The 22,107-nt window shown below is 38.1% G+C and carries 30 protein-coding genes and 1 pseudogene; 8 read left to right on the forward strand and 23 right to left on the reverse strand.

Going from position 1 to position 22,107, the window contains the following annotated elements; all coding sequences use genetic code 11:
- Positions 1–56: 56 nt before the first annotated feature.
- Positions 57–437, reverse strand: coding sequence for a winged helix-turn-helix transcriptional regulator (locus BLS49_RS01405; RefSeq protein ID WP_091226084.1), 381 nt, complete (start codon positions 435–437; stop codon positions 57–59).
- A gap of 135 nt (positions 438–572) precedes the next feature.
- On the opposite strand from BLS49_RS01405, the gene BLS49_RS01410 reads away from it, so the two are divergent.
- Positions 573–1,244, forward strand: a complete 672-nt coding sequence (locus BLS49_RS01410) for an NAD(P)H-dependent oxidoreductase (protein WP_091226085.1) — start codon at positions 573–575, stop codon at positions 1,242–1,244.
- 86 nt (positions 1,245–1,330) lie between these two features.
- Here BLS49_RS01410 and BLS49_RS01415 read toward each other — a convergent pair whose 3' ends face one another.
- Positions 1,331–1,537, reverse strand: coding sequence for a DUF1657 domain-containing protein (locus BLS49_RS01415; RefSeq protein WP_091226087.1), 207 nt, complete (start codon positions 1,535–1,537; stop codon positions 1,331–1,333).
- 180 nt (positions 1,538–1,717) lie between these two features.
- On the opposite strand from BLS49_RS01415, the gene BLS49_RS01420 reads away from it, so the two are divergent.
- From BLS49_RS01420 to spoVAD, 3 genes are read left to right on the forward strand one after another with little or no spacing between them, the layout of a single operon-like run.
- Complete coding sequence (locus BLS49_RS01420) at positions 1,718–2,578, forward strand: DUF421 domain-containing protein (RefSeq protein ID WP_091226088.1); 861 nt, start codon at positions 1,718–1,720, stop codon at positions 2,576–2,578.
- A 16-nt stretch (positions 2,579–2,594) separates the two neighbouring features.
- Entirely contained in the window at positions 2,595–3,083 is a 489-nt protein-coding gene (gene spoVAC / locus BLS49_RS01425) for a stage V sporulation protein AC (protein ID WP_091226090.1), read from the forward strand.
- 1 nt (position 3,084) lies between these two features.
- Complete coding sequence (gene spoVAD, locus BLS49_RS01430; protein WP_091226092.1) at positions 3,085–4,095, forward strand: stage V sporulation protein AD; 1,011 nt, start codon at positions 3,085–3,087, stop codon at positions 4,093–4,095.
- A gap of 147 nt (positions 4,096–4,242) precedes the next feature.
- On the opposite strand, the gene pduL is transcribed toward spoVAD, so the two are convergent.
- From pduL to BLS49_RS01465, 7 genes are all read right to left on the reverse strand, one after another.
- On the reverse strand, positions 4,243–4,815 hold the full coding sequence (pduL, locus tag BLS49_RS01435; RefSeq protein ID WP_091226093.1) for a phosphate propanoyltransferase: 573 nt from the start codon (positions 4,813–4,815) through the stop codon (positions 4,243–4,245).
- A 159-nt stretch (positions 4,816–4,974) separates the two neighbouring features.
- Positions 4,975–5,412: a GNAT family N-acetyltransferase gene (locus BLS49_RS01440; RefSeq protein WP_245742227.1), complete on the reverse strand. Its 438-nt coding sequence runs from the start codon at positions 5,410–5,412 to the stop codon at positions 4,975–4,977.
- A gap of 199 nt (positions 5,413–5,611) precedes the next feature.
- Positions 5,612–6,220 (reverse strand): class I SAM-dependent methyltransferase, encoded by a 609-nt coding sequence (locus BLS49_RS01445; protein WP_091226095.1) that lies wholly within the window; start codon positions 6,218–6,220, stop codon positions 5,612–5,614.
- A 313-nt stretch (positions 6,221–6,533) separates the two neighbouring features.
- Entirely contained in the window at positions 6,534–7,397 is an 864-nt protein-coding gene (locus tag BLS49_RS01450; protein ID WP_091226096.1) for a GNAT family N-acetyltransferase, read from the reverse strand.
- Between the two features lie 224 nt (positions 7,398–7,621).
- The gene (locus BLS49_RS01455) at positions 7,622–7,975 is read right to left on the reverse strand and encodes a VOC family protein (protein WP_091226098.1); all 354 of its coding nucleotides are present in this window, start codon (positions 7,973–7,975) and stop codon (positions 7,622–7,624) included.
- 108 nt (positions 7,976–8,083) lie between these two features.
- Positions 8,084–8,515, reverse strand: a complete 432-nt coding sequence (locus BLS49_RS01460) for a GNAT family N-acetyltransferase (protein ID WP_091226099.1) — start codon at positions 8,513–8,515, stop codon at positions 8,084–8,086.
- Between the two features lie 42 nt (positions 8,516–8,557).
- Positions 8,558–8,980, reverse strand: a complete 423-nt coding sequence (locus BLS49_RS01465; RefSeq protein WP_091226101.1) for a hypothetical protein — start codon at positions 8,978–8,980, stop codon at positions 8,558–8,560.
- Between the two features lie 264 nt (positions 8,981–9,244).
- Here BLS49_RS01465 and BLS49_RS01470 point away from each other — a divergent pair, with 264 nt between their 5' ends.
- Entirely contained in the window at positions 9,245–9,913 is a 669-nt protein-coding gene (locus BLS49_RS01470) for an oxidoreductase (RefSeq protein ID WP_175471268.1), read from the forward strand.
- Between the two features lie 392 nt (positions 9,914–10,305).
- A pseudogene (locus BLS49_RS25680) lies at positions 10,306–10,353 on the forward strand (hypothetical protein); the annotation flags it as partial.
- A 27-nt stretch (positions 10,354–10,380) separates the two neighbouring features.
- On the opposite strand, the gene BLS49_RS01480 reads toward BLS49_RS25680, so the two are convergent.
- Both BLS49_RS01480 and BLS49_RS01485 read right to left on the reverse strand, forming a co-directional pair.
- A complete protein-coding gene (locus BLS49_RS01480) occupies positions 10,381–11,238 on the reverse strand; it encodes an arylamine N-acetyltransferase family protein (RefSeq protein ID WP_091226103.1) in 858 nt (285 codons plus the stop codon).
- Between the two features lie 16 nt (positions 11,239–11,254).
- Positions 11,255–11,974, reverse strand: a complete 720-nt coding sequence (locus BLS49_RS01485) for a hypothetical protein (RefSeq protein WP_091226105.1) — start codon at positions 11,972–11,974, stop codon at positions 11,255–11,257.
- 82 nt (positions 11,975–12,056) lie between these two features.
- On the opposite strand from BLS49_RS01485, the gene BLS49_RS01490 reads away from it, so the two are divergent.
- Positions 12,057–12,470: a hypothetical protein gene (locus BLS49_RS01490; protein WP_091226106.1), complete on the forward strand. Its 414-nt coding sequence runs from the start codon at positions 12,057–12,059 to the stop codon at positions 12,468–12,470.
- Here the strand turns inward: BLS49_RS01490 and BLS49_RS01495 are convergent.
- The 7 genes from BLS49_RS01495 to BLS49_RS01525 all read right to left on the reverse strand — a co-directional run bounded on the left by BLS49_RS01495 (position 12,437) and on the right by BLS49_RS01525 (position 17,580).
- The gene (locus BLS49_RS01495) at positions 12,437–13,003 is read right to left on the reverse strand and encodes a GNAT family N-acetyltransferase (RefSeq protein ID WP_091226108.1); all 567 of its coding nucleotides are present in this window, start codon (positions 13,001–13,003) and stop codon (positions 12,437–12,439) included. The two genes, BLS49_RS01490 and BLS49_RS01495, sit on opposite strands and share 34 nt — an antisense overlap.
- A 25-nt stretch (positions 13,004–13,028) precedes the next feature.
- Positions 13,029–13,649 (reverse strand): class I SAM-dependent methyltransferase, encoded by a 621-nt coding sequence (locus BLS49_RS01500; RefSeq protein WP_245742228.1) that lies wholly within the window; start codon positions 13,647–13,649, stop codon positions 13,029–13,031.
- Between the two features lie 32 nt (positions 13,650–13,681).
- Entirely contained in the window at positions 13,682–14,356 is a 675-nt protein-coding gene (locus BLS49_RS01505) for an HAD family hydrolase (RefSeq protein ID WP_091226110.1), read from the reverse strand.
- A gap of 303 nt (positions 14,357–14,659) precedes the next feature.
- Complete coding sequence (locus BLS49_RS01510) at positions 14,660–15,157, reverse strand: GNAT family N-acetyltransferase (protein ID WP_091226111.1); 498 nt, start codon at positions 15,155–15,157, stop codon at positions 14,660–14,662.
- A gap of 259 nt (positions 15,158–15,416) precedes the next feature.
- A complete protein-coding gene (locus tag BLS49_RS01515) occupies positions 15,417–15,881 on the reverse strand; it encodes an NUDIX domain-containing protein (RefSeq protein WP_091226113.1) in 465 nt (154 codons plus the stop codon).
- Positions 15,882–15,986: 105 nt separating this feature from the next.
- The gene (locus tag BLS49_RS01520) at positions 15,987–16,922 is read right to left on the reverse strand and encodes a P-loop NTPase family protein (RefSeq protein ID WP_091226114.1); all 936 of its coding nucleotides are present in this window, start codon (positions 16,920–16,922) and stop codon (positions 15,987–15,989) included.
- Positions 16,923–17,094: 172 nt separating this feature from the next.
- Positions 17,095–17,580 (reverse strand): MerR family transcriptional regulator, encoded by a 486-nt coding sequence (locus BLS49_RS01525; RefSeq protein WP_091226115.1) that lies wholly within the window; start codon positions 17,578–17,580, stop codon positions 17,095–17,097.
- Positions 17,581–17,751: 171 nt separating this feature from the next.
- Here BLS49_RS01525 and BLS49_RS01530 point away from each other — a divergent pair, with 171 nt between their 5' ends.
- Positions 17,752–18,609 carry an SDR family NAD(P)-dependent oxidoreductase gene (locus tag BLS49_RS01530; protein ID WP_091226117.1) on the forward strand — a complete coding sequence of 286 codons (858 nt, stop codon included), beginning with the start codon at positions 17,752–17,754 and terminating at the stop codon, positions 18,607–18,609.
- 633 nt (positions 18,610–19,242) lie between these two features.
- Here the strand turns inward: BLS49_RS01530 and BLS49_RS01535 are convergent.
- The 5 genes from BLS49_RS01535 to BLS49_RS01560 all read right to left on the reverse strand — a co-directional run bounded on the left by BLS49_RS01535 (position 19,243) and on the right by BLS49_RS01560 (position 22,093).
- Positions 19,243–19,584: a GNAT family N-acetyltransferase gene (locus tag BLS49_RS01535; RefSeq protein WP_217640015.1), complete on the reverse strand. Its 342-nt coding sequence runs from the start codon at positions 19,582–19,584 to the stop codon at positions 19,243–19,245.
- Between the two features lie 360 nt (positions 19,585–19,944).
- Positions 19,945–20,238, reverse strand: a complete 294-nt coding sequence (locus tag BLS49_RS01540; RefSeq protein ID WP_091226118.1) for a type II toxin-antitoxin system RelE/ParE family toxin — start codon at positions 20,236–20,238, stop codon at positions 19,945–19,947.
- Positions 20,220–20,405, reverse strand: a complete 186-nt coding sequence (locus BLS49_RS01545; protein ID WP_091226120.1) for a hypothetical protein — start codon at positions 20,403–20,405, stop codon at positions 20,220–20,222. The genes BLS49_RS01540 and BLS49_RS01545 overlap by 19 nt, the downstream gene beginning before the upstream one ends.
- Before the next feature lie 221 nt (positions 20,406–20,626).
- Complete coding sequence (locus BLS49_RS01550; RefSeq protein ID WP_091226122.1) at positions 20,627–21,064, reverse strand: hypothetical protein; 438 nt, start codon at positions 21,062–21,064, stop codon at positions 20,627–20,629.
- Positions 21,065–21,646: 582 nt separating this feature from the next.
- Complete coding sequence (locus BLS49_RS01560; RefSeq protein WP_091226125.1) at positions 21,647–22,093, reverse strand: DinB family protein; 447 nt, start codon at positions 22,091–22,093, stop codon at positions 21,647–21,649.
- Positions 22,094–22,107 lie beyond the last annotated feature (14 nt).

The raw sequence follows: 22,107 nt of genomic DNA on the forward strand, positions 1-22,107 counted from the left end.
AATGCATTACACCAAATTATAACATGATTCAGGGGTGATATCCAGATAAGAGCCGCTTATGAATTCTCGCTATTTTGCTCTACTTCTCCATTTAACTCATAGATCGTATCTCTATGGGTCTCTCCCCACACTTTCATTTGCAAAATAATAGGAATCAACGTCTGACCAAGTGGTGTAAGTGAATATTCTACCTTAGGTGGAACCTGCTGATATACCTCACGATGAATAAGCCCATCTTGTTCAAGCTCCCTAAGCTGCAAGGTCAGCATACGCTGCGTAATATTCGGACATGTGCGGCGAAGCTCATTAAATCTTTTTACACCATTAATCAAATGGTACAAAAGTATTCCTTTCCATTTTCCACCGATTACCCCTAACGTAAACTCAACAGGACAACCTCTGTCGCTTGGGCCCATACCGTGTATTTTTATCGCCATAAGACCACATCTCCTCTTCCAATCATCTAAGTATAAAAATAGGTACTATATAACAAAAATGTGCGTACTTATCTAAGTGTTGTATGTAAATTATACTCTAAGGAGAGTGAAATCAAAATATAGGAGTGATAAAAAATGAAAAAAGATCAGATGAATCAAATACTGGATGCATATCGTTTCAGACACGCATGTAAAGAGTTTGATTCTGCCAAAAAAATAAGCGCTGAGGAATTTGATTTTATTCTCGAGACAGGCAGATTATCTCCGAGCTCGTTTGGTTTTGAACCTTGGAAATTTATCATTATCCAAAATGAACTCCTTCGTACCAAGCTTCTTCCTGTATGCTGGGGAGCCCAAAAGCAGCTTCCTACCGCTAGTCATTTTGTCATTATTCTATCCAGGACTCAAAGCAGCATGGAAGCAACTTCTGAGCATATACAATACATGATGAATTCTATACAAGCTCTCCCTTCTGAAATCGCGGAGAACAAACAAGCATTATATCATCGTTTTCTTGAAGCTGACTTTCACCTGCTCGGAAATGAACGGGCCATGTTTGAATGGGCTTCCAGACAAACCTACATTGCCCTTGGCAATATGATGACAGCCGCCGCCCAGATTGGCATCGATTCATGTCCGATTGAAGGATTTGATAAGGATAAGGTAGAACAACTTCTGCGGGAAGAAGGGATCGTTCACGGGGATGATTTTGGAGCAGCGTGCATGGTTGCTTTTGGATACCGCAAACAAGAGCCTCGGGAAAAAACGCGTCAACCGATCGAACGTGTTGTTCAGTGGATTCAGTAAAATCTTTAAGGTAAAAAAAGAGGCTATCCCTCAAAGTTACCCTAGATAACTTTGAGGTCAGCCTCTTTTTTGCGTCTACTAAGACATTAGAAACCTTTATATTGTGGTTCTTCGTTCTCCAACTGTTGTACCCGGCTCTCTACCTGAGTCACAATTTGCTGAGTCTGCTCAGCTGCGTTGGTAAACAAGGTTTTAGCTTCTTGGTTTTGCGTATTCAACGCAAATGACTCCAGGTTCGCTTGTGCGCTTTTCAACGAAGCTAATGTTGTTTTAACTTGAGCTGCAACTGTCATGATATCACCACCTTGTTATGTTCATCGCTTACGACAAAACATAATTTAGCCAATTTACACATTTCTCATACACACCGATATTGCCAGATTTTGTTATAGTAAAAATGCGACATCTGCACATAATTGGATTAATTCACTGTTTAAAGTCGTTCACTGACGGCTGAAAGGAGTCTCACATTTATGCCACTATGGTTGGAAGTCATTGTACGGACACTAGTCGCGGTAGTTGTACTTTTCGCCCTTACCAAATTGCTCGGTAAACGACAAATTTCCCAACTGTCCTTGTTCGAGTACATTACAGGTATTTCGATCGGTAGTATTACCGCATATATTTCCCTGGATGTAGACACGGATTGGTATTTAGGAATCATTGCTTTAGTGGTTTGGTCGTTAGTATCGTTCGGAATTGAATTTTTGCAAATCAAGAGTAAAAAAGCCAGAGACCTTATCGATGGAAAGGGAACCATTTTAATTAAAGATGGCAAAATTCTTGAGGACAATCTGAAAAAAGAGAAGCTAACGAACGAAGAATTGCTTGAGCAGCTTCGCAAAAAGAGTATCTTCCAAGCCGCTCAGGTGGAGTTCGCCATTATGGAGCCTAGCGGAGAGCTTAATGCGCTCCTCAAAAATGAATATTTGCCAATTACTCCGTCTCATTTAGGCATCAAGGTAGCTCCCGAAAGCGAGCCGCAAAACGTTATCTTGGACGGCGAAATTATGGATGAGGGGCTTGCTGCAGCCGGTTTGAGCAGAGAATGGCTTAACACAGAGCTTGAGAAGCTCGGGGTATCCTCGGACAACGTATTTGTGGGTCAGGTCGATTCCTACGGACAATTTAATGTGGATCTATACGATGACAAGCTTAAGGTGCCTCAGCCACAGGAAAAAGCTTCACTCCTCGCCCAGCTCAAAAAATGTGAAGCCGATCTTGAAATGTTCGCCCTTTCATCGGACAACAAAAAGGTCAAAGTTATGTACGGAGACTGCTCAATGCAGCTTCAGCAGGTGATTGACCAGATTAGACCTATATTGTCACAGTAAAGGAGGTATCCATCCAATGTCTAAAAGTACAAGAAAAAACCTTACACCCATGCAGCAGCAATATCAACGTCTGGCGATGGCCAAGGAACCTAAACGTCCCGCCTTTGTTAACTGTATCCGTGCGTTCTTGTCTGGAGGTCTGATCTGCCTAATTGGAGAGTGCATTCGTCAAGCATTTATTGCTTATGGCGGCTTCAGTGAAAAAGAAGCAGGCAACCCTACGGTTGCTGTCTTGATTATTCTGTCCGTCATTCTAACCAGCATTGGAGTGTACGATAAAATTTCCCAATGGGCTGGAGCAGGAACCGCCGTTCCAGTCACTGGGTTCGCGAACTCCATGGCCTCCTCTGCCATTGAACATAGAGCCGAAGGGTTAGTGCTCGGAGTTGGAGCAGGTATGTTCCAGCTTGCTGGATCAGTCGTTGTATTCGGGACAGTAGCCGCCTTTTTCGTTGGAATCATCTACGCGATATTTGTTCCTGGTTATGCGGGAGGGGGTCACTAAAATGCTAAAAGGACACCAAAGCTGGATTTACACAAACAAGCCCAGAATCATCAGTACAGGCACCGTAGTAGGCCCGTTTGAAGGACAAGGCCCGCTCGCCAATGACTTTGATAAGATTCACGGTGATTTATATATCGGGCAAGAGAGCTGGGAAAAAGCAGAACGGGTTCTGATTGAAGAGTCAGCAGATCTTGCTATTCAAAAAGCGGGCTTAACCAAAGAGGCAGTCCAGTTTTATTTTGGCGGCGATCTAATGAACCAAATCATTAGCAGCAGCTTTGCGGCGCGTTCATTGAGCATTCCGTATTTCGGGCTGTTCGGAGCCTGCTCAACTTCTATGGAGAGCCTCTCGTTAGCTTCTTTTATAGTAAATTATGGTGGTGCGAAATACGCATTAGCCGGAACTTGTAGCCACAACGCCAGTGTAGAAAAGCAGTTCCGTTATCCTACAGAATACGGATCTCAAAAACCACCAACAGCTCAATTCACCGTTACTGGTTCTGGTTCTGCCATCATATCGCTAGAAGGCGATGGCCCCAGGGTTACTTCTGCAACCATCGGTAAAGTCATCGATATGGGAATAACCGATCCATTTAATATGGGGGCTGCAATGGCCCCTGCTGCAGTTGATACTATTCAAGCACATTTTCGTGATATGCAAATCGATCCCTCCTATTATGATCTTATTGTGACAGGTGACTTGTCGAAGGTTGGTTATGATATAGCTAATGAGCTGTTCGAGCGTCATAAATTTCCGATCAGGCAAACCACCTATAAAGACTGCGGTATGATGATTTATGACTATAACAAGCAAAAGGTTCAAGCCGGGGCTAGTGGCTGTGGTTGCTCCGCTGTCGTCACCTATGGGCATCTACTGAATCAACTGCGAAAAGGTGACTTAAAGCGGATTTTGGTCGTTGCCACTGGTGCGCTGCTATCTCCACTTTCTTTTCAGCAAGGCGAGAGCATCCCATGTATTGCCCACGCGGTTTCCATTGAAAGTGGCGAATAATGAAATAAACCACTGGAGATCATCTCTGGTGGTTCTTACTCGTAGACAAACTGAGGAACAGAATGCACGTACCAGCATTTAATCAAAAAAGGTAGACATTCTGGAGCCTAACTTCCTCCAAAAGTCTACCTTATTTATAAGCTTATTCTACTCTACAATTTCAGCTGTATCGCCAGTTTTAGCTCCAGCTGCATTTGCTTCATCTGTATCAATGTGCATGTCCAAAGCAAAATTATCAGATACACGTGCAATTACGTTCTCAAGAACCAGACCACGTTCTCCACCAAGGCGAACTTTCAGAAGGTCCTTGTCTTTAATGCCCCATTGATCTGCATCAGAAGTGTGGAAATGAATGTGTCTCGCAGCTACGATTACGCCCTCTTGAAGCTCAACTTCGCCAGCAGGACCTTTCACTGTGATGCCAGGAGTTCCATCTATGCTGCCAGATTCGCGAACTGGAGCCTTAACGCCGATTGCGAAAGAATCCGTACGGGAAATTTCCAATTGGGAAGCTGGGCGAGCTGGACCCAAAATACGAACTTTTGCGAATTCACCTTTAGGACCAACTACAGCAACCGTTTCGTTAGCTGCAAATTGCCCTGGTTGAGACAATGGTTTGAACTCTGTCAATTGATAACCTTGTCCAAACAAAGCCTCGATATGTTCTTGTGTTAAATGAATATGACGCGCAGAAACGCCGACAGGTACCGTCTTGCTCATTGTGTAAACACTCCTCGTATATTCTCTATGTCGATGACGATTCACATCTACCTTATTATACACCTAATCCGGACAAAAATAAAAAGATGTCCTCAATCCGTGGACATCTTTTTATTGTATATCTCTGTTTTGCAACAGGATTGTCATAAAAAATATTGATCACCCCCTGAATTTTTTTACAAATCTATAACCATTAATCTTGAATCCCATCTTCTTGTAAAATTCATGGGCATCCACTCGATCTTCTTTTATCCCGCTTGTTAATGAAAGCCCATCAGCACCCTTGTCCTTTGCCCAGCTCTCAACAAATCTTATCAATTCTTTTCCAACACCCTGTCCTCGATAATGTTTTTTGGTTACAAAACAAGTAATCTGAGTGTGTACACCATCAGCTTCATAGTAATATACCAAGCGAACTCCGATCATCCCTATAACTTGCTCTTCTAATGTTGCAACAAACGTATAGTAAGACGTGTTTTCTTCTATTGCTTTGATTCTTGATCGCATACTATTAATTTCCGAGGGATACCCTAAATCAGCCATCAGTTCTGTCAGAGCTTCCAAATCATTTGAATGATATTCTCGAATAGAGATCATAAGCTCCCTCCTAACGTTTTATGTATTTACGAAACGCTTTCAAGTCTATTCTTCTTCCCGAAATCATTACATATTTGTTTGGTTTTCATCTTTTCATCGTGCGTTCCCATTCTTCTTTCTCTAATTCATTAAACATCATTCTAGCCTTATACAGTATTCTACTGTTTCCAAGGGCGAATGCCCCAGTAGGCATGCTGTGTTATAACTGTCTCGGTTTCGCCCAAATAAGATGAACCATATTAAGCCAGTAGCTTTCCACTTTATCGATTTGGATACCTGACTCTTCGATTAGCCCAAGAATGTCCCTAGTATAGTGGCATCCATAAACACGATATAAAAGTGGGTTAAAGGCTTTTAGGATAGTGTTAGCGATAAGGTTAGAACTGATCCCATGCTCCATGAACAGGATTTTCCCGTCTGGTTTACACCATCGGTTGATTTTATCCAACACCATTAGAGGATCGTTATAACTGCAAAATGATAATGTTGAAACAATTGTATCGAATGATTGATCAGGAAAGTTCATTTCTTCAATATCAGAACAAATAAAATCTACATTAAGGCGATGTTCTTTTGCTGCCCGTTGTGCTTTTTCAATCATCGCTTCACTAAAGTCAGTTGCGGTAATCTTTACTTCCAGAGGATAGAATGGAAAATTAGCACCAGTCCCTACTGCAAGTTCAAGCACCTCGCCCTTAGTATGACTTAAAAGATTCTGACGCCAACGTTTTTGTTTAGCATCTTCTCTTTTTTTATCATATTGGGTTGCTTGCCTATCAAAAATACTTATTAACTTCTGTTTCTCCACCAATCTCCCACCTTACGATCTATGATATGGTTTTTACGATTTATACTGATTTCCTATAACGTTACTGTATTCACGACGCTGAGAGGCTTAAGGCAGCAAAGCTGCGGGTCCGACGGACTTAGCCTTGCAGGTGTGTCCGCATGAGTCCACTTCACTGCCATTTGCCTCGTGCGGGCCAAGGAGCCTCCAGACTCCGCAGCGTGAATATATAGTTAGGTGATGCTTCCATGTTCCTCGAAAATATGTACAATCCTTGTTTAATGATAATAATCCAATAATAAAATCTTTAACAAAAAGCCTATCAGAATCATCACTACATTGATCTTTTAGTCATTCTCGCAAATCTAGGGCCTGCTTGAAACCCTGCTTTCTTATAAAGTATTTCTGCATAATTTCCGACAGTAACACATAATTTTACAACCTCTGTGTAATCGCTCGCAGACTTTTTTATGTAATTTAGCATGAACTCGGCAATTCCTTTGTTCCTATATTGAGGAACAATACATAATTCCCCGATTTCTGCAAATCCTAATGGCATGTTTTCACTGATACCAGCTATACAAAGTCCAACGATTTCTTGGTTCTGTTCATTTACGACATGTATCGAAAGATTCCTATGTTTGTAAACTTGCAAAAGATATGATAAATCCTCCATTATCTTCTCATCATTGGGAACACCAAAGATCTCGTAGTCAATTCCTCCACGGTATCCTTCCTTCATTACCTCTTTAATTTTTGTTATGTCAAAAGAATCGTCCAACATATAAAGAGAAAATCCATTTGTAATAACCGGCTTTTTACTTGCATCCGTAGGACAGCACATTACCTGTCGAATTACATTTACTTTAAAACCTGATGACAGCAGTATATTTCCATCATCTTGCAGAACTCCGTTGATATTTCTTATTTCTTCGCAACAGTTTAATAATATCCTCCACATTAGTTGTCGATCTGAAAATGGAGGAATTATAAATGGAAACATTAAAGTATCATTAATCTTTACCACCCCTCCAATCCTATCATTGTCACACATTATCCAAAAACATTGATCTGTAAACTTCGTATCATCCAAACGAGTATTCCAGTCATACCACATCTCAATATCAGAGTTAGAATAAATAACTTGATGAACTGCAAATATATTTTTTTCTGCCTGCTCTAATCTATATTGTTTCATAATGTTGCACCTTACAGATTCAATTTGTTCTTACGGAAGTTTCACATAACAAAAGTATCTCCACACTTAAGACCACTAGTATTGGATTTTCTTCTATTGAAGCTCTCAATACTTATTTATGTACTACAACAAAATTAATTAACGCCTTCTTCAGATAATTCTTTCTAAAGAAGGCGCCAATGTAATTAAGGAAGCTTAATTTTGTCCAATAATTCTTCTTCCTTCTACTTTTTATTCTGCACTAATCCAAACCCGATGCCAACAGGATCAACCAGGTATGCCAAGAAATAATCATCAAATTCCATCTTTCCTCTTACAACCTGCGCTCCAGCTTCTGTAGATTTACTAATCGCGTCATCGATATTGTCAACTTCAATTTGTATTCTAGTTCCATGTGGATAATCATGTGGCCCTAATGCTATTCCTCCATTAATTCCTGGTTTATCATCACTCCCAGTGGTAACCGCATGATATCCCCAATTAGGTTCACCAACATGCCATCCAAAAACTGATGAATAAAAACTTGCAGATCGTTCTGGGTCCTGACTACTCATTTCAAATAAAATAACACGAGCCACGCCGGAAAACCTCCCATATATGGAATTGTATACCTCTAAATAATAGCGAATATTTGTTCTTATGTAAATATTTTTCTAATTGGACTAAGTTCAAAATATAATGCTAACTCACTCTTTAATTACATTCTCTAATCTCATATAAATACTTCTTTCAGTAAATCCTAACGATTTCCAAAATCTATATCCTCTTTCATTCCAAAACATAACTTCAATATCCAGTTCCTGCGTATTTAAAAAATCAGTCAATTTATTTAAGGCTAACTTCCCGTATCCTTGGCGTCTATTTTCTCTGCAAATAAAAAATTGCCTTAAATATAACGGTTTTCTTTCATGATCAACAAGAGCATAACCTTTTATATCGTTCTGCTCTAGAAAGAAATAAGCCTTATATCCCGTACTCATGAATGACTTCATTCTTTCTTTCAATTGCTCCAGATTCATCTTGTTATCATGCTCTTCATCTTCAATGAGCTGTTTGTTTAAAGAAGCAAGCTGCTCTAAGTCCTCATGATTACAAATACGGACGAATAAGTCGTTCATAGTCTCACCTCCGCTAGCTTTAAGTAATACAATTATCCCCTTCTAAACGATTGTCGCACAGTATCCTGTTTCTTTACCTTTTTGAACTGCCTGGATATACCCTTCAAAGTAATAAGGTATATTATCTTCTTGGCCATTTAGAATTCTTCCTTTTACTTTGTCAAAAGCTAATATTGAAATCGAAAAATTGGGTTCACCAGTAACAAGCACGGGCTGTTTTCTTTCTGTTATCCAATAATACTTCCCACCATAATTCCTTCTCGCTACTTCAAAAATATAACAACCTGCCATAGAAGAGACTGAGTCCAAATTATCTTCATCCAGTTCAAAATCACATAATTCATCTAAAATATCATCAACACAACATAAGCTTTCAATGCTAAAATCAAGTTTGCCTTTATCCGCAAAGTTATTTGTGAAGCTTTCTGCTGTAAAAATTACATCTTGTTCTAATCTGCTTTGCATAAATTTCTCCTTGGCATTTATTTAGTGGTCACCATCTAAAAATGTTATTGCAATATCGCTACCTTCTTCCATATTTTTTGCAGGACCTGATAAATATGCTGCCTGCAAATTATATCTATCATTTAGACCGTCAAGTTGAATCCATGCTTATTGATAGAACAAGACAAACTAACCCTGAAATTTTCTCTAGCCTTGTTTAAAATTGTATCTCAAACTAATCTTTTATATACTGGATTTAATTTGAGCAAGGAGTTGTTATAAAAAATGAATGTTGAAAAAAGAAGCGCGCTAATCGTTGGTGCCACTGGTCTGGTAGGAAATGAGCTTTTACATATTTTATTACAATCCGATACCTATGAACATATTAAAGTGTTGGTTCGCAAGCCGTTATCGATAAAACATGACAAGCTAACTCAAGTGGTAGTCAATTTTGATGAACTGAACAAGTATGAAGTTGAATTCAATGTACATGACGTATTTTGCTGCCTTGGAACGACCATTAAGAAGGCGGGCTCTCAAGCTGCTTTTAAAAAAGTGGATTTCGAATATCCCATTCAAGCAGCGAAGTTGGCCAAAAATCATGGTGCTCAGCAATTTCTTATTGTATCGGCCATAGGAGCGAATGCTCAATCAAACATTTTTTATAGCAGAGTAAAAGGTGAAGTTGAAGAGGCGTTAAAGCAAATACAGTTTGCCTCTTTACATATCTTTCGTCCCTCCTTGTTGCTTGGAAGCCGAAAAGAATTCCGTTTTGGAGAAAAAGCTGCGGCGATCATCATCCCCATATTTTCACCATTATTAGCAGGAAAACTAAACAAATACAAACCCATTCAAGCCAAACAGGTTGCCCAAGCCATGGTTCAGAACGCGATTAAAATCCGATCAGGAGAGTTTGAGTACGAATGGAAGCAAATGAGACATAATGATGTCTAGTTTAGCATGATAGTATCATTGATGAGTATGTTTAGGAGGTAACCTCAATGATACAGCCATTTTGGTGGACATGCAGTCGTACTATTTGGATATGATGATGAAACCGGGATTTTTTATGTAAGTGATAGAGATAACCATGACTATCCGATACGAATACCAAATGGTCAGATTGCAGAGAATTATCATGCTGTAAGCTATACAGAGCTTGCTATGGCGCGTAATAGCTCCTTTCGGCCGTTCCCCGCGAATAACAAATATCTTGAATTCGATTTCAGAGACTTTAAGGAATTTAACTCGGAATGCATTATTCATGCAATCAAAGATACCTGTAATTTTCAAGAGAAGTACTCAAGTGGGGCAAATTCGATAATGAAAAGGTTAAAAAAGCAGGTATAACAAACTATTTTCAAATCAGTAAAGATGGTGGCACAGGCGGTGGTATTTTCAGAAAAATGTATGGTCAGTTTTTAATTGAAGCCGATGCAATTCTCGTGAATTCGAATGACCTTCTTCCATATTTCGTCTTTTTCCAGCTTACTATATCGATCCAATTTTTCACCAAATACATCCGCTAGTAGTTCAAACCACATGAATTTATTAGTTATTTCACTTTTTTGAATTCCATCAACAGTACGCTGACTAAATACGCATCCCCGAAGCTCATTGCTTCCTTTATTATGCCGGTTTTGGATGAGTAACAGATTGCCCCAAACTGAATCTGGTGATTTACTTAAAAATTCATGCTGTGATTTAAACTCTTCAACATCTCCCACAACCTCAGGATCAAAATCCACGCCTGCAAACGGAGCAATAGGATCATTTTCTAATCGCCAACCATTAGCTGCAACTTCAGATGGTCTGATTTTATATCTAAATGGGCCTTGCTCATATTCACCAACAATCATCGGGAGTGGGTCATAGGGCATATCGCCTAATCCAACATCGACAATCCATCTTTGCTCCTTATGTATAACTGCATCCATCATAGTCACAGATACACCCAAATGATAAGAATCCATCCGTGGTTCTTTCCCTTTGGGCTGAACTCCAGCCCTATGGAGTGACACGTTATACCCCAAGGATCGAAGAAGCACACTAAATGCACCATTTAAATGAAAGCAATATCCGCTGCCCTGATTTACAATATGTTGAACCGAGCTCTTAATATCGATTGGAGTTGGTTTTCCAGCAAAAATATCAATGGTATGCCAGGGTACTTTTTCAACGTGTGCTCTATGCATTTCAGACAGAAACTCTTTAGATGGTGTATCGATTTCCAGCCCTAGACGCTTCAAATAATCTTTTATTTCTTGTTTTGTCAGCATTCTTGCACCTCTGGTTTCACTTGATACTAGCTGCTTCAATTTCTTTGTATAGTTTATTAAAAGACTCCCCTTTATTTAGTCCCGCAATTAGAGTATCTAGTCCTGATTTCCCTACGATCCTATACCATCTAGTTACTTCATTATTTGCTATCTTGTAGTTTTCGAGTACTCGTGTCGGTTCATAAAAAGTGCCTCTTTCACTAATTTCATGTAAACTATTTGAAACCACGTTCACATCGCTAATATATCTACTGTCAACTGTCGTCGCTAATCCTTCATTAAACCAAACGGGGACCTTTTCTATATCTCCTATTCTTTTCCTCAACTCAGCATGCACTAACTCATGGGCTATCACATCTTCGTTAAATCCACGCGGACCAATCACAATGTAATTTCCCCAATACATATAGTAAGTCTGACCTGTTTGATTCTGTGCATAACGTTTTATAGCATCCGAGGATTGAACAAAGATGATAGTCGGATGAGCTTCAATCACATCAAAAACTTCTATGACCTTCTCTTGGGATTGCTCAAGATCCATCAAGATTTTGTTCTTAGTATTATCTGAAATGCTGGGTTCTACATAAACCTCAGAGCTAAGTTCCTCATAATCGGAAAAGCCTACAAACATCGCATTAACTGGTTGGGGTGATAACATATAATTCAAAACTAACACAATTAAAAAAAGACCGAGTGTTACAGCTATGATCGTAAGCTTCTTTCTTCTTTTGAACATAATAAGTTATTCCCTTCTTTCATTAAAAGATGATCGATGATTTTCAATTCATTTGGGCATAATCGCTTTGAGGTGATCCTAAATGTTCTTGAAAATGATTTCAATCGTACTCATAACCCTTAATCTAAATTTGTACAAACCAGATCAATCATTGGTACAGATTTTTGACGTTCAACAAGAAAAAGTAGTTAAACAAATTCCTTTAACTGATGGGCTTGAAAAGTCGTTCATTGGACTTCTGGATTCATCACCAAAAATGTACGGAGGTATGGACATGAATCCAAAGTCCGGTCTCATTCTCCACGTTGAATTCAAAAATCCCATTAAATTAACTTCTGCCGTATACACTGACTTAGTAAAAGAAGCTTATCTTTTCCTTGAGCCAGGCGAACAGCCAAAATCTCTAATTTACTATAACACCCAAAGAGGAGTTATTGTTGTCGTTCTTAAGGGAGACAGTGATCAATTCATAAAATCTAATCTAGTAATTCCATAAAACACTCTATCATCGTATTCATTAGTTTCCGAATAGTAATATGACCCTTTTAATGTACCTTCGTACTTCATGAATGATTTTTCAAGCACTTTCCCTGAAGCTGCATTTATACCTCTACGAAAAGCTTGCAGTCGGTTTATGCCCGTTTTTTTAAATGTGAACTCAATGACTGCGTTTAGAGCTTCGGTTGCAAATCCTCTTCCTTGATAGTTCTTACTTATGCAATATTCAATATCAGCAAAATTATGTTTTGTATCTATGCTGCAGAAGGCTATTTGCCCAATATTCTGTTTATTTTCTTTTAATACAATTGCCCATCTAAAAAACTCCCTACTTCGATAACTCTCCATCCAACAGTCCAAAACTTCATTTACCAACTCAATGCTTTCATATACAGGCTCTCCATAGTTAGATTGAACCTCTTTATCATTGATCCAATTTCTGAACATATCTTCCGCATCTTCCTTAACAAACTGCCTTAGAACTAGTCGATCCGTTTCTATCGTTTGTGTCCCTATATTTGTTGAGTTCATTTATAGAACCTCACTTTTTTCGCAATTACTTCTTCAACAAAATATAATCAACGAATCCTTGCCGGATTTTTTGTCCCTCGAAAATTCGCTCTAGCACTCGATCTTCTTTATAGAGTACTTCCATATCGTCAAAAAGGTAATCAGCTTCTCCAGGCCCATAATAGGAGTGGACTACTTGAACATCATCTTCATATTGTTGAAATTGATTATTTCCAAGATCAATTCCATCTCCCACCCTGAAATCATTCGTGGTCAAAAAATTCACAAAAAGAAGACCTTTCTTTGCCGTAACTCGCTTCATCTCAAGAAATGATCTCTCCACTTGATCTTTCATCATATGGAATATTGAATTATAAGAATACACAAAACTAAATGACTCATCCTCAAACTCCAAGTTCTTCATATCGCCTTGATGAATATTCAAGTTCTGCCCTCTCGACAAACCAAATTGATTTGCCATTTCAACCTGACCTAAATCTATATCAATTCCAGTTGTACGATAACCATGGCTATAAAATAAGCTTAATGGCGAACTATCTCCGCCTGCCCCGCAATCTAGTACCGTTTTTTTCAGGTTTTTGCTCTCATTACAAAACGCCAAATATCTGTACAATGGAATTTGTTTAAATATTTCCATACTTTTCATTAATAAATTCCCCTTCTTGTTGTAAATTTCACTTACAATATCCCTTCTAAATCATTTAATGATTCAATAACATAATCTGGTTTCACTTGATGTTCCCAAGTCCTCTTATTTCGATTTAACCAACATGTAGTTATCCCTTCTCTGTTTGCCCCTACTATATCCGATACTGAATCTCCAATATGTAAAACCTTACCAGGGTCCGTGTTAAAAAATTTAAGCATCTCTTTAAACATAATATTATTTTCATCATTTTTATAAGATTGAAATTGTTCTGAAGTAAACATACGAATTCCGTAATTAGTATAAAACGAAGGTATCATTGCATCATCAGCATCACTTACAATACAAATTTTATATTCTTCCGAAATCCTATTTAAGAATTCCAGTGTATCTTCGTAAAACTCTGACAACGTATGTTCTTCAAACAAACTCTTATTTGCAGCTATTGAATCGTATGATAAATTTAAATGCTCAAATACACTTACAAAGCTTCGTTCATATACTTCTTTCATTAAAAAGAATTGCTGAGTATTTTTCATTTGTGCCCAGTATTCTAAAAAATAACTTAATAAAAGCTGAGCGCATTCATTAGCTACTTCCTGTGTGTATATATTAGACAAGATAGGCTTCCATATCTGCTCTATTCTTGAATCCACATTGACTAAGGTTTGAAACATGTCCAAGCTGACTACTTCAAAATGCTTCATTGTACGATCATCCTCGAAATTTTATTCACTTAAGACTAACGAATTTGAAACAATCAAAAACCCAATATTAAAAGTAAGTATAGAAAGTAATCTTGCAAAAAACCTTCCTGTCGATCTACCAAAAGAATATGAGATAAGTAGGGTATCTTAGAAGATTATAGAATATCACCTCTTCATAAGTTGTCGAAAATCTTTGAAATACAGTGATTACGAACCCCGCCATAAACACAAATCCAGAAGCTTGTATATTTCATTGTTTGAATATCTCCCGTCTCCCTTTAATACGGTGTATCCTAAAAATACTTAATAAATTTTAGCCATGTAGTACTCATCAACAAATCGATCATCAACAATCATCGAATTTTTCTTGATTCCTTCTATTTCAAATCCCATCTTCTTATATAACTTTATTCCGAATTCATTATTCGTCATTACAGTTAGCTCTACTCGCTTGATTTTGGTTGATAATCTCCACTGTTCCATTGCGTTAAATAATTCAGACCCTATTCCTTTGCCTGTAAAATCTTTTAATATTCCAATCACGATATAAGCACTATGTCTTATTCTCTTTGTGCGTCCCCCACTTACCGATAAATATCCAACTATTCTATGATCACTCTCTGCAATAAAGATATTCGAATTATTAGACTCTAGAAAAGACATAATCATCTTGGATTGCTGAATTTCATCGATTTCTCTTTCATTGGGTTCAAATAACATAAATTTCGTTTCATTGTCCAATTGTTTTTGAAATTTAATTAATTCAATAGCATCTTCCTGAGTTATTTCCCTTATAATCATCTATTTGCTCCCTTACAATCCCAATTCCTCAAAAGCACTAAGATTATACCGTAATTTGGAACCGCATGAAAATAATAAATAATACCTTCGATAAGAACCAAGATGTGTCCCGTCAAGATCACTCTCAAACTTTACTCTAAGATCTGCATCCTTAATCGAATCTCGAAAATAACTCCGAGAACCGAGATCTGGCATGCCCAACCCTTAAATGCAGTGTTTACGAAGACTTGCTCTTCATTGAGATACAATACTATTTTTTTCAAACTTCTTCGAATGTACTTTCAAAATAGGGACCTTCGACGCCATTAACATAGTTTTCAATAAGCTTTCTCATTGGTTGGGGAAGAAGATTGTGTCTATCCATCTCACTTAAAGGTATCCAATAAAATTCTAAATGACTCTCTTTTGATTCAGGATTCTTTCTATGATCTGCATTTTCTAGTTTGGTAATAAAAACATGATTGATTTCTTGATGATAAACTCCTTCATCTTCGTGTTCAGCTTCGACTGCTCCGATATAAGAGCCAACCTCACTTAATAAACCCAGTTCTTCTTTTATTTCTCTAGACAAGGAGGTTCTAATACTCTCATAAAATTCAACATGACCTCCAGGTAAAAATGTGTTATCCATTCCTTTACAATGGGCAACTAAAAGATGATTATCAGTTAGTATGACTCCTCGAGCCAGCACATGGTATTTCGTGGTTGTTCTTTCTTTTATCATCTCGAACTCCCCTTCTGTTACTATTGATTTTGATGGATATTTTATTTAGCAAGTTTTCATATAACGTTCTTGTATTCACGAAACGCCCCATCAAGCTCAGTTCTTTTATGAGATTCTATCAAACATTGTTCCATTATCATTCCTATTAGCATATAAATCCTTTTCGGTTATCAATAAACCCGTGACATTCGTTGAATCCTCAATAAAGTTTACTAATACGCTCATGTCATCAAGATAAAATTGATCTTTACTTTTCGACTTCATTCTTTTATTTCCAAATATCCATAAGAAATCATCAATCAACTCAACTGAAACCTTTAAATCCATATCCTTATTATGATATAGACCCGAGTATTTCTTGAGTATTGATGAATTCAGGACGGGATCTGGAAAGAAAGTTAGATTAAATTTCTCTAGCGCTTGTTTTTGGTACAACTGGTACTCTGCAGTTGAATTCTCTATTATCTCAGTTGGAATAGCAACCTCACTAACAATCTCATTGGTAAGAACGGAATATTCCAGAAAAAAAGATATATGAGAATCTGAACCTTGTTCTTGTCTGTTTCTAAAGTAAGGCTCGTTTTTATATTCATTATGCTTTTGTTCTAAATACTCTCTTCCACCACGAGCCTTAATCATCTTGTTAATAGCGAGCGGCGCATCCTTATGATAAAAATAAATCAAACTACAATATTCTTCACTTAGCAGACTGCTTACTTTAATTATCAATGATCTTATTAATTCTCTGTCCGCATCTTTGTGGAGTAAATGAACAATTGGACTTTGAAAAAATGCAGATTCCATTACAACTACTTCTTCGTCGGGTAAATCATCCAAAAACTTAGACCATCTTTCATAATAGGAATCCATGAACAATGAATAATCTTCATAACCAGTAGATTCGATAATCGGATGATCAAAAGTAGTTTCAAGATATATTCTAGTGTTGAATCCATTTCTTTCAAATTGATTTGACAAAAAACGGGCAAAAGTAGACTTACCTGACCCTGGAATACCTTCAATCAAAATAAGTTTCTTCATTATGGATCATCCTTCAAACAAAATGATATAACCGAATTTCTGCTAACGTTCTTGTATTCACGAAACGCCCCATCCTTAGATAGCTCTTAGCTTAGGATGGGGCGTTTGTTGTTTGAGCTTCTTCCATGATTATATATCTGACAAACAATGGACGATAGTCCTATAGCATGAATTATTGACTTGCCCGCTTTGCCCGATGTGGAAAATAACTCATCTCAACGGTTGAGGCAGATATCTGTTCTCCCGCCGCTTTCTCTGACACGCCGACCTGACTTTCATCCGAACAATCCCCTCGGTATCTCCCCTCCTCCAACTTCATATCAATAAAATCGACGACCTGCTGCAGTGAGGCTATTTGGCTGACGATATTTTCCCGGTGGCTCCTTAAGTGTTCCACCAGTTCGGGATATTCCGCGGGATCGGTATCGGCGGAAACCGCCAAAAATGGCCGAATTTCCTCCAAAGGCATTCCCGTTTTTTTAAGGCAAGATATCAGCCGGATCGTATTGATGTTCTCCTTCCGGTAAACGCGGTGCCCGTTATCCTTTCGTTCTGCACGGGGCAGCAGCGCGATCTTTTCGTAATAACGGATCGTATCCTCAGAAATTCCGGCTTGCTCGGCGGCTTGCTTTATCGTAAAAGTTTGCTCCTCCTTCATCCTGTTCCCTCCCAGAAATTATTTATTTGTGCAGTATACATCTTGGTGCTGGCTCCAAGTCAATTCTCATATCATTAGGACAAACTTTTTTCGCGCCTTGACTTGGAGTCGACTCCAAGTTATAGAATTGCGCTAGTAGATATATATACCAATAACAGGAGGAGACCAACTATGAACAAGGATCAACGTGAAAATATAGCAGTGATTACAGGCGCAAGCGCCGGGATCGGGTTGGAATTAACCCGCAAATTGTTGTCGGAGGGCTGGCATGTGGTTGCTTTGAACCGTTCCGACTATCCAACGGACGATATCAGAATCCAAGAAGCCGTCATGAATGGATGGCTTCGAATTTATAAAACGGCTGATCTTGCCGATTATGCCAGCTTGAGACGCGCTTTGGAAGAGATAAAAGACAAGGAACAGCGGATCGATATTTTGTTCAACAACGCCGGAGGGTCCTTTCCCGAACTAAGCTATTCGAAACAAGGTCGAGAAAAACATTATGAACTGTTGACTGTGGTTCCGTATATCATTTTGATGGAATTGAAGGAACTCATAAAAAGCGGTCGCTTAAAAACGGTGATCAATACCTCATCTTCAGCGCTAAAGTTTACGAAAGAGTTTAATATCGAGATCCTAGAGCGCCCCAAGACCTTCCGCAAGCTGCTTGGCCCTTACGCCACTTCAAAACTAGCGCTTTCACTGTGGACTCAGGCCATTGCGTCGCAACTTGACAAGGACAACATCAAGATCCGCAGTGTTGACCCGGGTGGCAACAATACGATAAGAAAAGGAAAAAAATCCGGATTGCCCATATTGGTTGAAATGTTGATGAAGCTGTTTTTCTCTCCTCCTACCCATGGCGCAGGCAAGCTGTATGAAGGTGCTCTCGGGGAACACCGTAATGATACCGGCGTATTTTTGGTGAACGGTCAGGTTGCGGAAATAAAATTTAAAGATCAAGCTCAGAACGTTTTGGATAGGATTAATATGATTTACGAACACGAATTTCTACAGCGTAATTTTTAACATTCCCGACGTCGAAAGGATTAAGCAGTTGACCTGTCGAGCGCAGCGATTCAGGTTACTCGGTGGCCCCGCCACTTAGCCTTGCAGACGTGTCCGCTGAATTCACTTCTCTGCTCCTGATTTATCTCCATAGTGAATAAGCCTCCACTTACTTCGGGCGGACCATGCGGCTTTAGCCGGGTTGCGGGAACATTGTGTTATCTGAGTCGTTCTTCTCTGTTATTCTTTATACTGCTCTTTATTTTTTTATAATCTTCTATGTATTTTCTTCATGATGATTCATCAATAATTTACTCATTCTGCCCACTGAACTCAGTTCTCACGACCGCTTACTTTTATAATCCTCTTCTTGCTGTTACTAAATACGATTGATTTACTTCGTTGCCTCCAACATCTTCTTCTGATTCAAATCCCTGATTTGCTGGTTGGACCTACTACAAAGGTCTATCATCAGTTATTAGATTTACTTCACAGACCTCTATGCTTTTGTTTTTCAAAGTTTTTAACTCTTGTCTAAGTTTTTAACTCTTGTCTAAGTTTTTTAGCTCTTGTTCAACGTCGGTTATTAGTTGTATGGAACCTAATTGTATGTACACATTGATCATCGTGCATGTGCCAGGTGGGTCTTTTACCCTAATGAACCGGTCTCTTTACTTGTTTGCGTTCGATACAGGACAAATTTTTGATGTGGTAAATTAAATTCCTCAACCAACTCATCTTCAACAAAACAAATTTTTTGTATAATGGACGCGGAGCAATTCCCTTTGAATCATTTTCTCTAAAAGTTGTTACTGAAATATCCACATCACTTGGAAATAAAGAAAGCATATCTTTCATCATAGCTGTGGCGATTCCTTTTCTTCGGTGTTCTGGGTGGACTGCCATGCAGGAGAGACATTTTGCATTATAAGAAAATATCAGAACTCTAACAACTTCATTGGCATGCTTGGCACAAATCGCTGTTATACTTTTCATTCATTTTTTCATCCCTCCAGTTGTATATCTTCTTTTAGTCCTATTTAGGGTTTGTCGCAGTATTCACGAACCCTCACTGGCTTAAGGCCGCGAATGCGCCGGGTCTGACGGACTTAGGCAGTGCAGGGTTGTCTGTGAATCCTCTCCCTCGAAAATGCTTCTCGCGGACCAAGGGACGGCACCAGCCAGCCCGCTGCGTGAATGGGGTGTTATACGAAGTCAACCTGAATTATTTACAAATTCTCGTTTTGCCCTGTTATTCTACATAATCCAATCCATTATCATTACACCACTCGATAGCTTTCTGCTTGTAACACTCGCTTCGATATTGGTACCAGTCTTCAGATATCCCTAGCTCATTTACTCTTTCATAAAATTTCTTGCACCATGTATTATCGTTTGAATAATTATTCGATCTTTTTGAATTCGGTAAATCAATCTGTACCTATGTATAAAAATTTCCCGCATCTCAGGATCGTCCATTTCTGGAACTACACGCCCTCGCTGCGGGAATTCATTAAGTGTTTGTGCTGTATCCATTACATCATCATAAAATGCCATTGCATAGTACATTGAATCTTGAGAAATATACTCTACAATGTTTTGTATATCTTTATATGCCGATACGGTCCAGATTATTGTCTGTTCAGCCATTTGTCCATCCTCGATTTGACTTCATTATGGTCTAACAAATTGCCTTCATCAATGTCTTTTTGACCTTTTTCAATTTTTGATCTGACATACAGTGTGTATTGAATATCCTCAATTGAGCAGTTTTCAGGAAGTTTATCAATCATTTGCTTTACATCATCTTTTAACATGGTTGAATCACCTCAATATCATTATAACATAAGTTTTTTGCTTTATGATTTTTTATATGGCCTCGCTCTTTCAGATAACGTTGTTGTATTCACGAAACGCCCCAGCCTTAGATACTCTTATCTTAGTCTAACCAAGGGGAGAAAGCCCCGCAGCGTGAATACGATGTTATGTGTAGTTCCTACCTCCTTCGATTTAGCTTTCAATATCAATTTCTTTCTAGTTATTCTGTAATTTGCAAGTCTAAATTTTTAATTGTTTTTAAATAATTGTTGTCATTAAGTACTTTGTATTTGGTATTGCCTGATCCCTTAAATATGACAATATATTTCAAATCTTTTGTAACTTCAAAACCAAGATTTTCATATTGATAAATTCTCACTGCATATTCCTTTTGAGAGGAAAAATCTTTCACCTTTTTTAACTCTACACTTGATAAATCGTTAAAAATTTTTCCCACTAATTCCTTATCTGTAATGGATATTCTTGCATAGTCTGAATATCTCATAATGGTAATTTTCAATGTACCATCTTTGTGTAGTTCATCTAAAATTTCCTTTTGAAATGAAGTGTATTTAGCTTCATCTAAAAAATATAAGGTTCCAATAATTACAACCACTAAAGAAATAAAAATTATTGCTATTCTTTTCAATATTTGCACCACGGTTCCTCTAATTTTCTTCTTATTCAACTTATGAATATGCTATTTTAGATTAATTAAGTAGGAATTTATATCCAACTTCTACTGATTGTTGGCCAGAAACGACACGGCACAAAAAGCACGATTGGTTTTCCATGATTAGCCCCTCTCCACTTTTCTTCCAATGATATAACGCCATTTCTTTAGTCGTTTTGTAACTTTTCATGTGGTACTGGATCTTATAAATCTCAGAAGCTATTATGAACTCTCCATTAGGTTTTAACACTCTATACACTTCTTTAACGTCATTCTCAAGATCTGGCCAGTAATTTGAATGGCTGTAACTATATCAAAAAAATTCTTCACTTACTCAATGCTACCTGTGTCATTCCAGAGTGCACCTTGTTCATAATCTTCAACATGATCTTCCCAATCTTATTATCTGGTCTTTTGGACTGTTCAATTAAACTTTTTAATATACTCACTCTATTTTCTCCATTCTACTATTTGATGATTTTATAGATGTGAGTATGTACTTCTTCTTTTTACGAGTATGACAAGACGAAATTAGATTTTGAATTCTATGATAAGCTTTTGCATGATCTATCTTACAAAAGTAATATAATCAATGTTCACCGGATCATTACCATCTACTCGAAGTCGCGAGTTAATCTGTCCTCGATGATACTGACCATGAAGTGCTACGTGAGTTAAAATATCCCGGATAGAAATCATAAATTTTTTACCGTTACTATTTGTGTATGTTATTAAGGTATCTAGGTCGGTATTTGCTATTTTAGCGAAAAATGTTTTGAAGTTTTCTTCATTTTGTTTAATTCGCTTGGCACAGACTGTGATATCCCCATCCGACCAGACAGGCATTTGTGAAGTGTCCATTCCTTGTAATCTAGCTAGCCATATTTGTTCAGCATTTAGAATATGGAAAAATAATTTCACCTGTTGCTCCCCTATCTCTACATTTTGCAATCTTTCTAGAATGTTTTGATTAGCCCAATGTAAATGCTCAAACATCTTTTGGATTGTTTTCAATGGTACCGCCTCCT

This window comes from Fontibacillus panacisegetis, from assembly GCF_900102215.1.
GTDB lineage: Bacteria > Bacillota > Bacilli > Paenibacillales > Paenibacillaceae > Fontibacillus > Fontibacillus panacisegetis.

Excerpts from the sequence above, each read along its gene's own strand:
- BLS49_RS01500 (WP_245742228.1), bottom strand. The coding sequence starts at position 13,649 with ATGAAAAGTATGGAAATATTTAAACAAATTCCATTGTACAGATATTTG.
- BLS49_RS01470 (WP_175471268.1), top strand. The coding sequence starts at position 9,245 with ATGAATGTTGAAAAAAGAAGCGCGCTAATCGTTGGTGCCACTGGTCTG.
- BLS49_RS01485 (WP_091226105.1), bottom strand. The coding sequence starts at position 11,974 with ATGTTCAAAAGAAGAAAGAAGCTTACGATCATAGCTGTAACACTCGGT.
- spoVAD (WP_091226092.1), top strand. The coding sequence starts at position 3,085 with ATGCTAAAAGGACACCAAAGCTGGATTTACACAAACAAGCCCAGAATC.
- BLS49_RS01520 (WP_091226114.1), bottom strand. The coding sequence starts at position 16,922 with ATGAAGAAACTTATTTTGATTGAAGGTATTCCAGGGTCAGGTAAGTCT.
- BLS49_RS01525 (WP_091226115.1), bottom strand. The coding sequence starts at position 17,580 with ATGAAGGAGGAGCAAACTTTTACGATAAAGCAAGCCGCCGAGCAAGCC.
- BLS49_RS01450 (WP_091226096.1), bottom strand. The coding sequence starts at position 7,397 with ATGAAACAATATAGATTAGAGCAGGCAGAAAAAAATATATTTGCAGTT.
- BLS49_RS01490 (WP_091226106.1), top strand. The coding sequence starts at position 12,057 with ATGTTCTTGAAAATGATTTCAATCGTACTCATAACCCTTAATCTAAAT.
- BLS49_RS01540 (WP_091226118.1), bottom strand. The coding sequence starts at position 20,238 with ATGGCTGAACAGACAATAATCTGGACCGTATCGGCATATAAAGATATA.
- BLS49_RS01515 (WP_091226113.1), bottom strand. The coding sequence starts at position 15,881 with ATGATAAAAGAAAGAACAACCACGAAATACCATGTGCTGGCTCGAGGA.
- BLS49_RS01465 (WP_091226101.1), bottom strand. The coding sequence starts at position 8,980 with ATGCAAAGCAGATTAGAACAAGATGTAATTTTTACAGCAGAAAGCTTC.
- BLS49_RS01495 (WP_091226108.1), bottom strand. The coding sequence starts at position 13,003 with ATGAACTCAACAAATATAGGGACACAAACGATAGAAACGGATCGACTA.
- BLS49_RS01410 (WP_091226085.1), top strand. The coding sequence starts at position 573 with ATGAAAAAAGATCAGATGAATCAAATACTGGATGCATATCGTTTCAGA.
- BLS49_RS01545 (WP_091226120.1), bottom strand. The coding sequence starts at position 20,405 with ATGTTAAAAGATGATGTAAAGCAAATGATTGATAAACTTCCTGAAAAC.
- BLS49_RS01480 (WP_091226103.1), bottom strand. The coding sequence starts at position 11,238 with ATGCTGACAAAACAAGAAATAAAAGATTATTTGAAGCGTCTAGGGCTG.
- BLS49_RS01440 (WP_245742227.1), bottom strand. The coding sequence starts at position 5,412 with ATGATCTCTATTCGAGAATATCATTCAAATGATTTGGAAGCTCTGACA.
- BLS49_RS01505 (WP_091226110.1), bottom strand. The coding sequence starts at position 14,356 with ATGAAGCATTTTGAAGTAGTCAGCTTGGACATGTTTCAAACCTTAGTC.
- BLS49_RS01535 (WP_217640015.1), bottom strand. The coding sequence starts at position 19,584 with ATGAAAAGTATAACAGCGATTTGTGCCAAGCATGCCAATGAAGTTGTT.
- BLS49_RS01420 (WP_091226088.1), top strand. The coding sequence starts at position 1,718 with ATGCCACTATGGTTGGAAGTCATTGTACGGACACTAGTCGCGGTAGTT.
- spoVAC (WP_091226090.1), top strand. The coding sequence starts at position 2,595 with ATGTCTAAAAGTACAAGAAAAAACCTTACACCCATGCAGCAGCAATAT.
- BLS49_RS01415 (WP_091226087.1), bottom strand. The coding sequence starts at position 1,537 with ATGACAGTTGCAGCTCAAGTTAAAACAACATTAGCTTCGTTGAAAAGC.
- BLS49_RS01530 (WP_091226117.1), top strand. The coding sequence starts at position 17,752 with ATGAACAAGGATCAACGTGAAAATATAGCAGTGATTACAGGCGCAAGC.
- pduL (WP_091226093.1), bottom strand. The coding sequence starts at position 4,815 with ATGAGCAAGACGGTACCTGTCGGCGTTTCTGCGCGTCATATTCATTTA.
- BLS49_RS01460 (WP_091226099.1), bottom strand. The coding sequence starts at position 8,515 with ATGAACGACTTATTCGTCCGTATTTGTAATCATGAGGACTTAGAGCAG.
- BLS49_RS01510 (WP_091226111.1), bottom strand. The coding sequence starts at position 15,157 with ATGATTATAAGGGAAATAACTCAGGAAGATGCTATTGAATTAATTAAA.
- BLS49_RS01405 (WP_091226084.1), bottom strand. The coding sequence starts at position 437 with ATGGCGATAAAAATACACGGTATGGGCCCAAGCGACAGAGGTTGTCCT.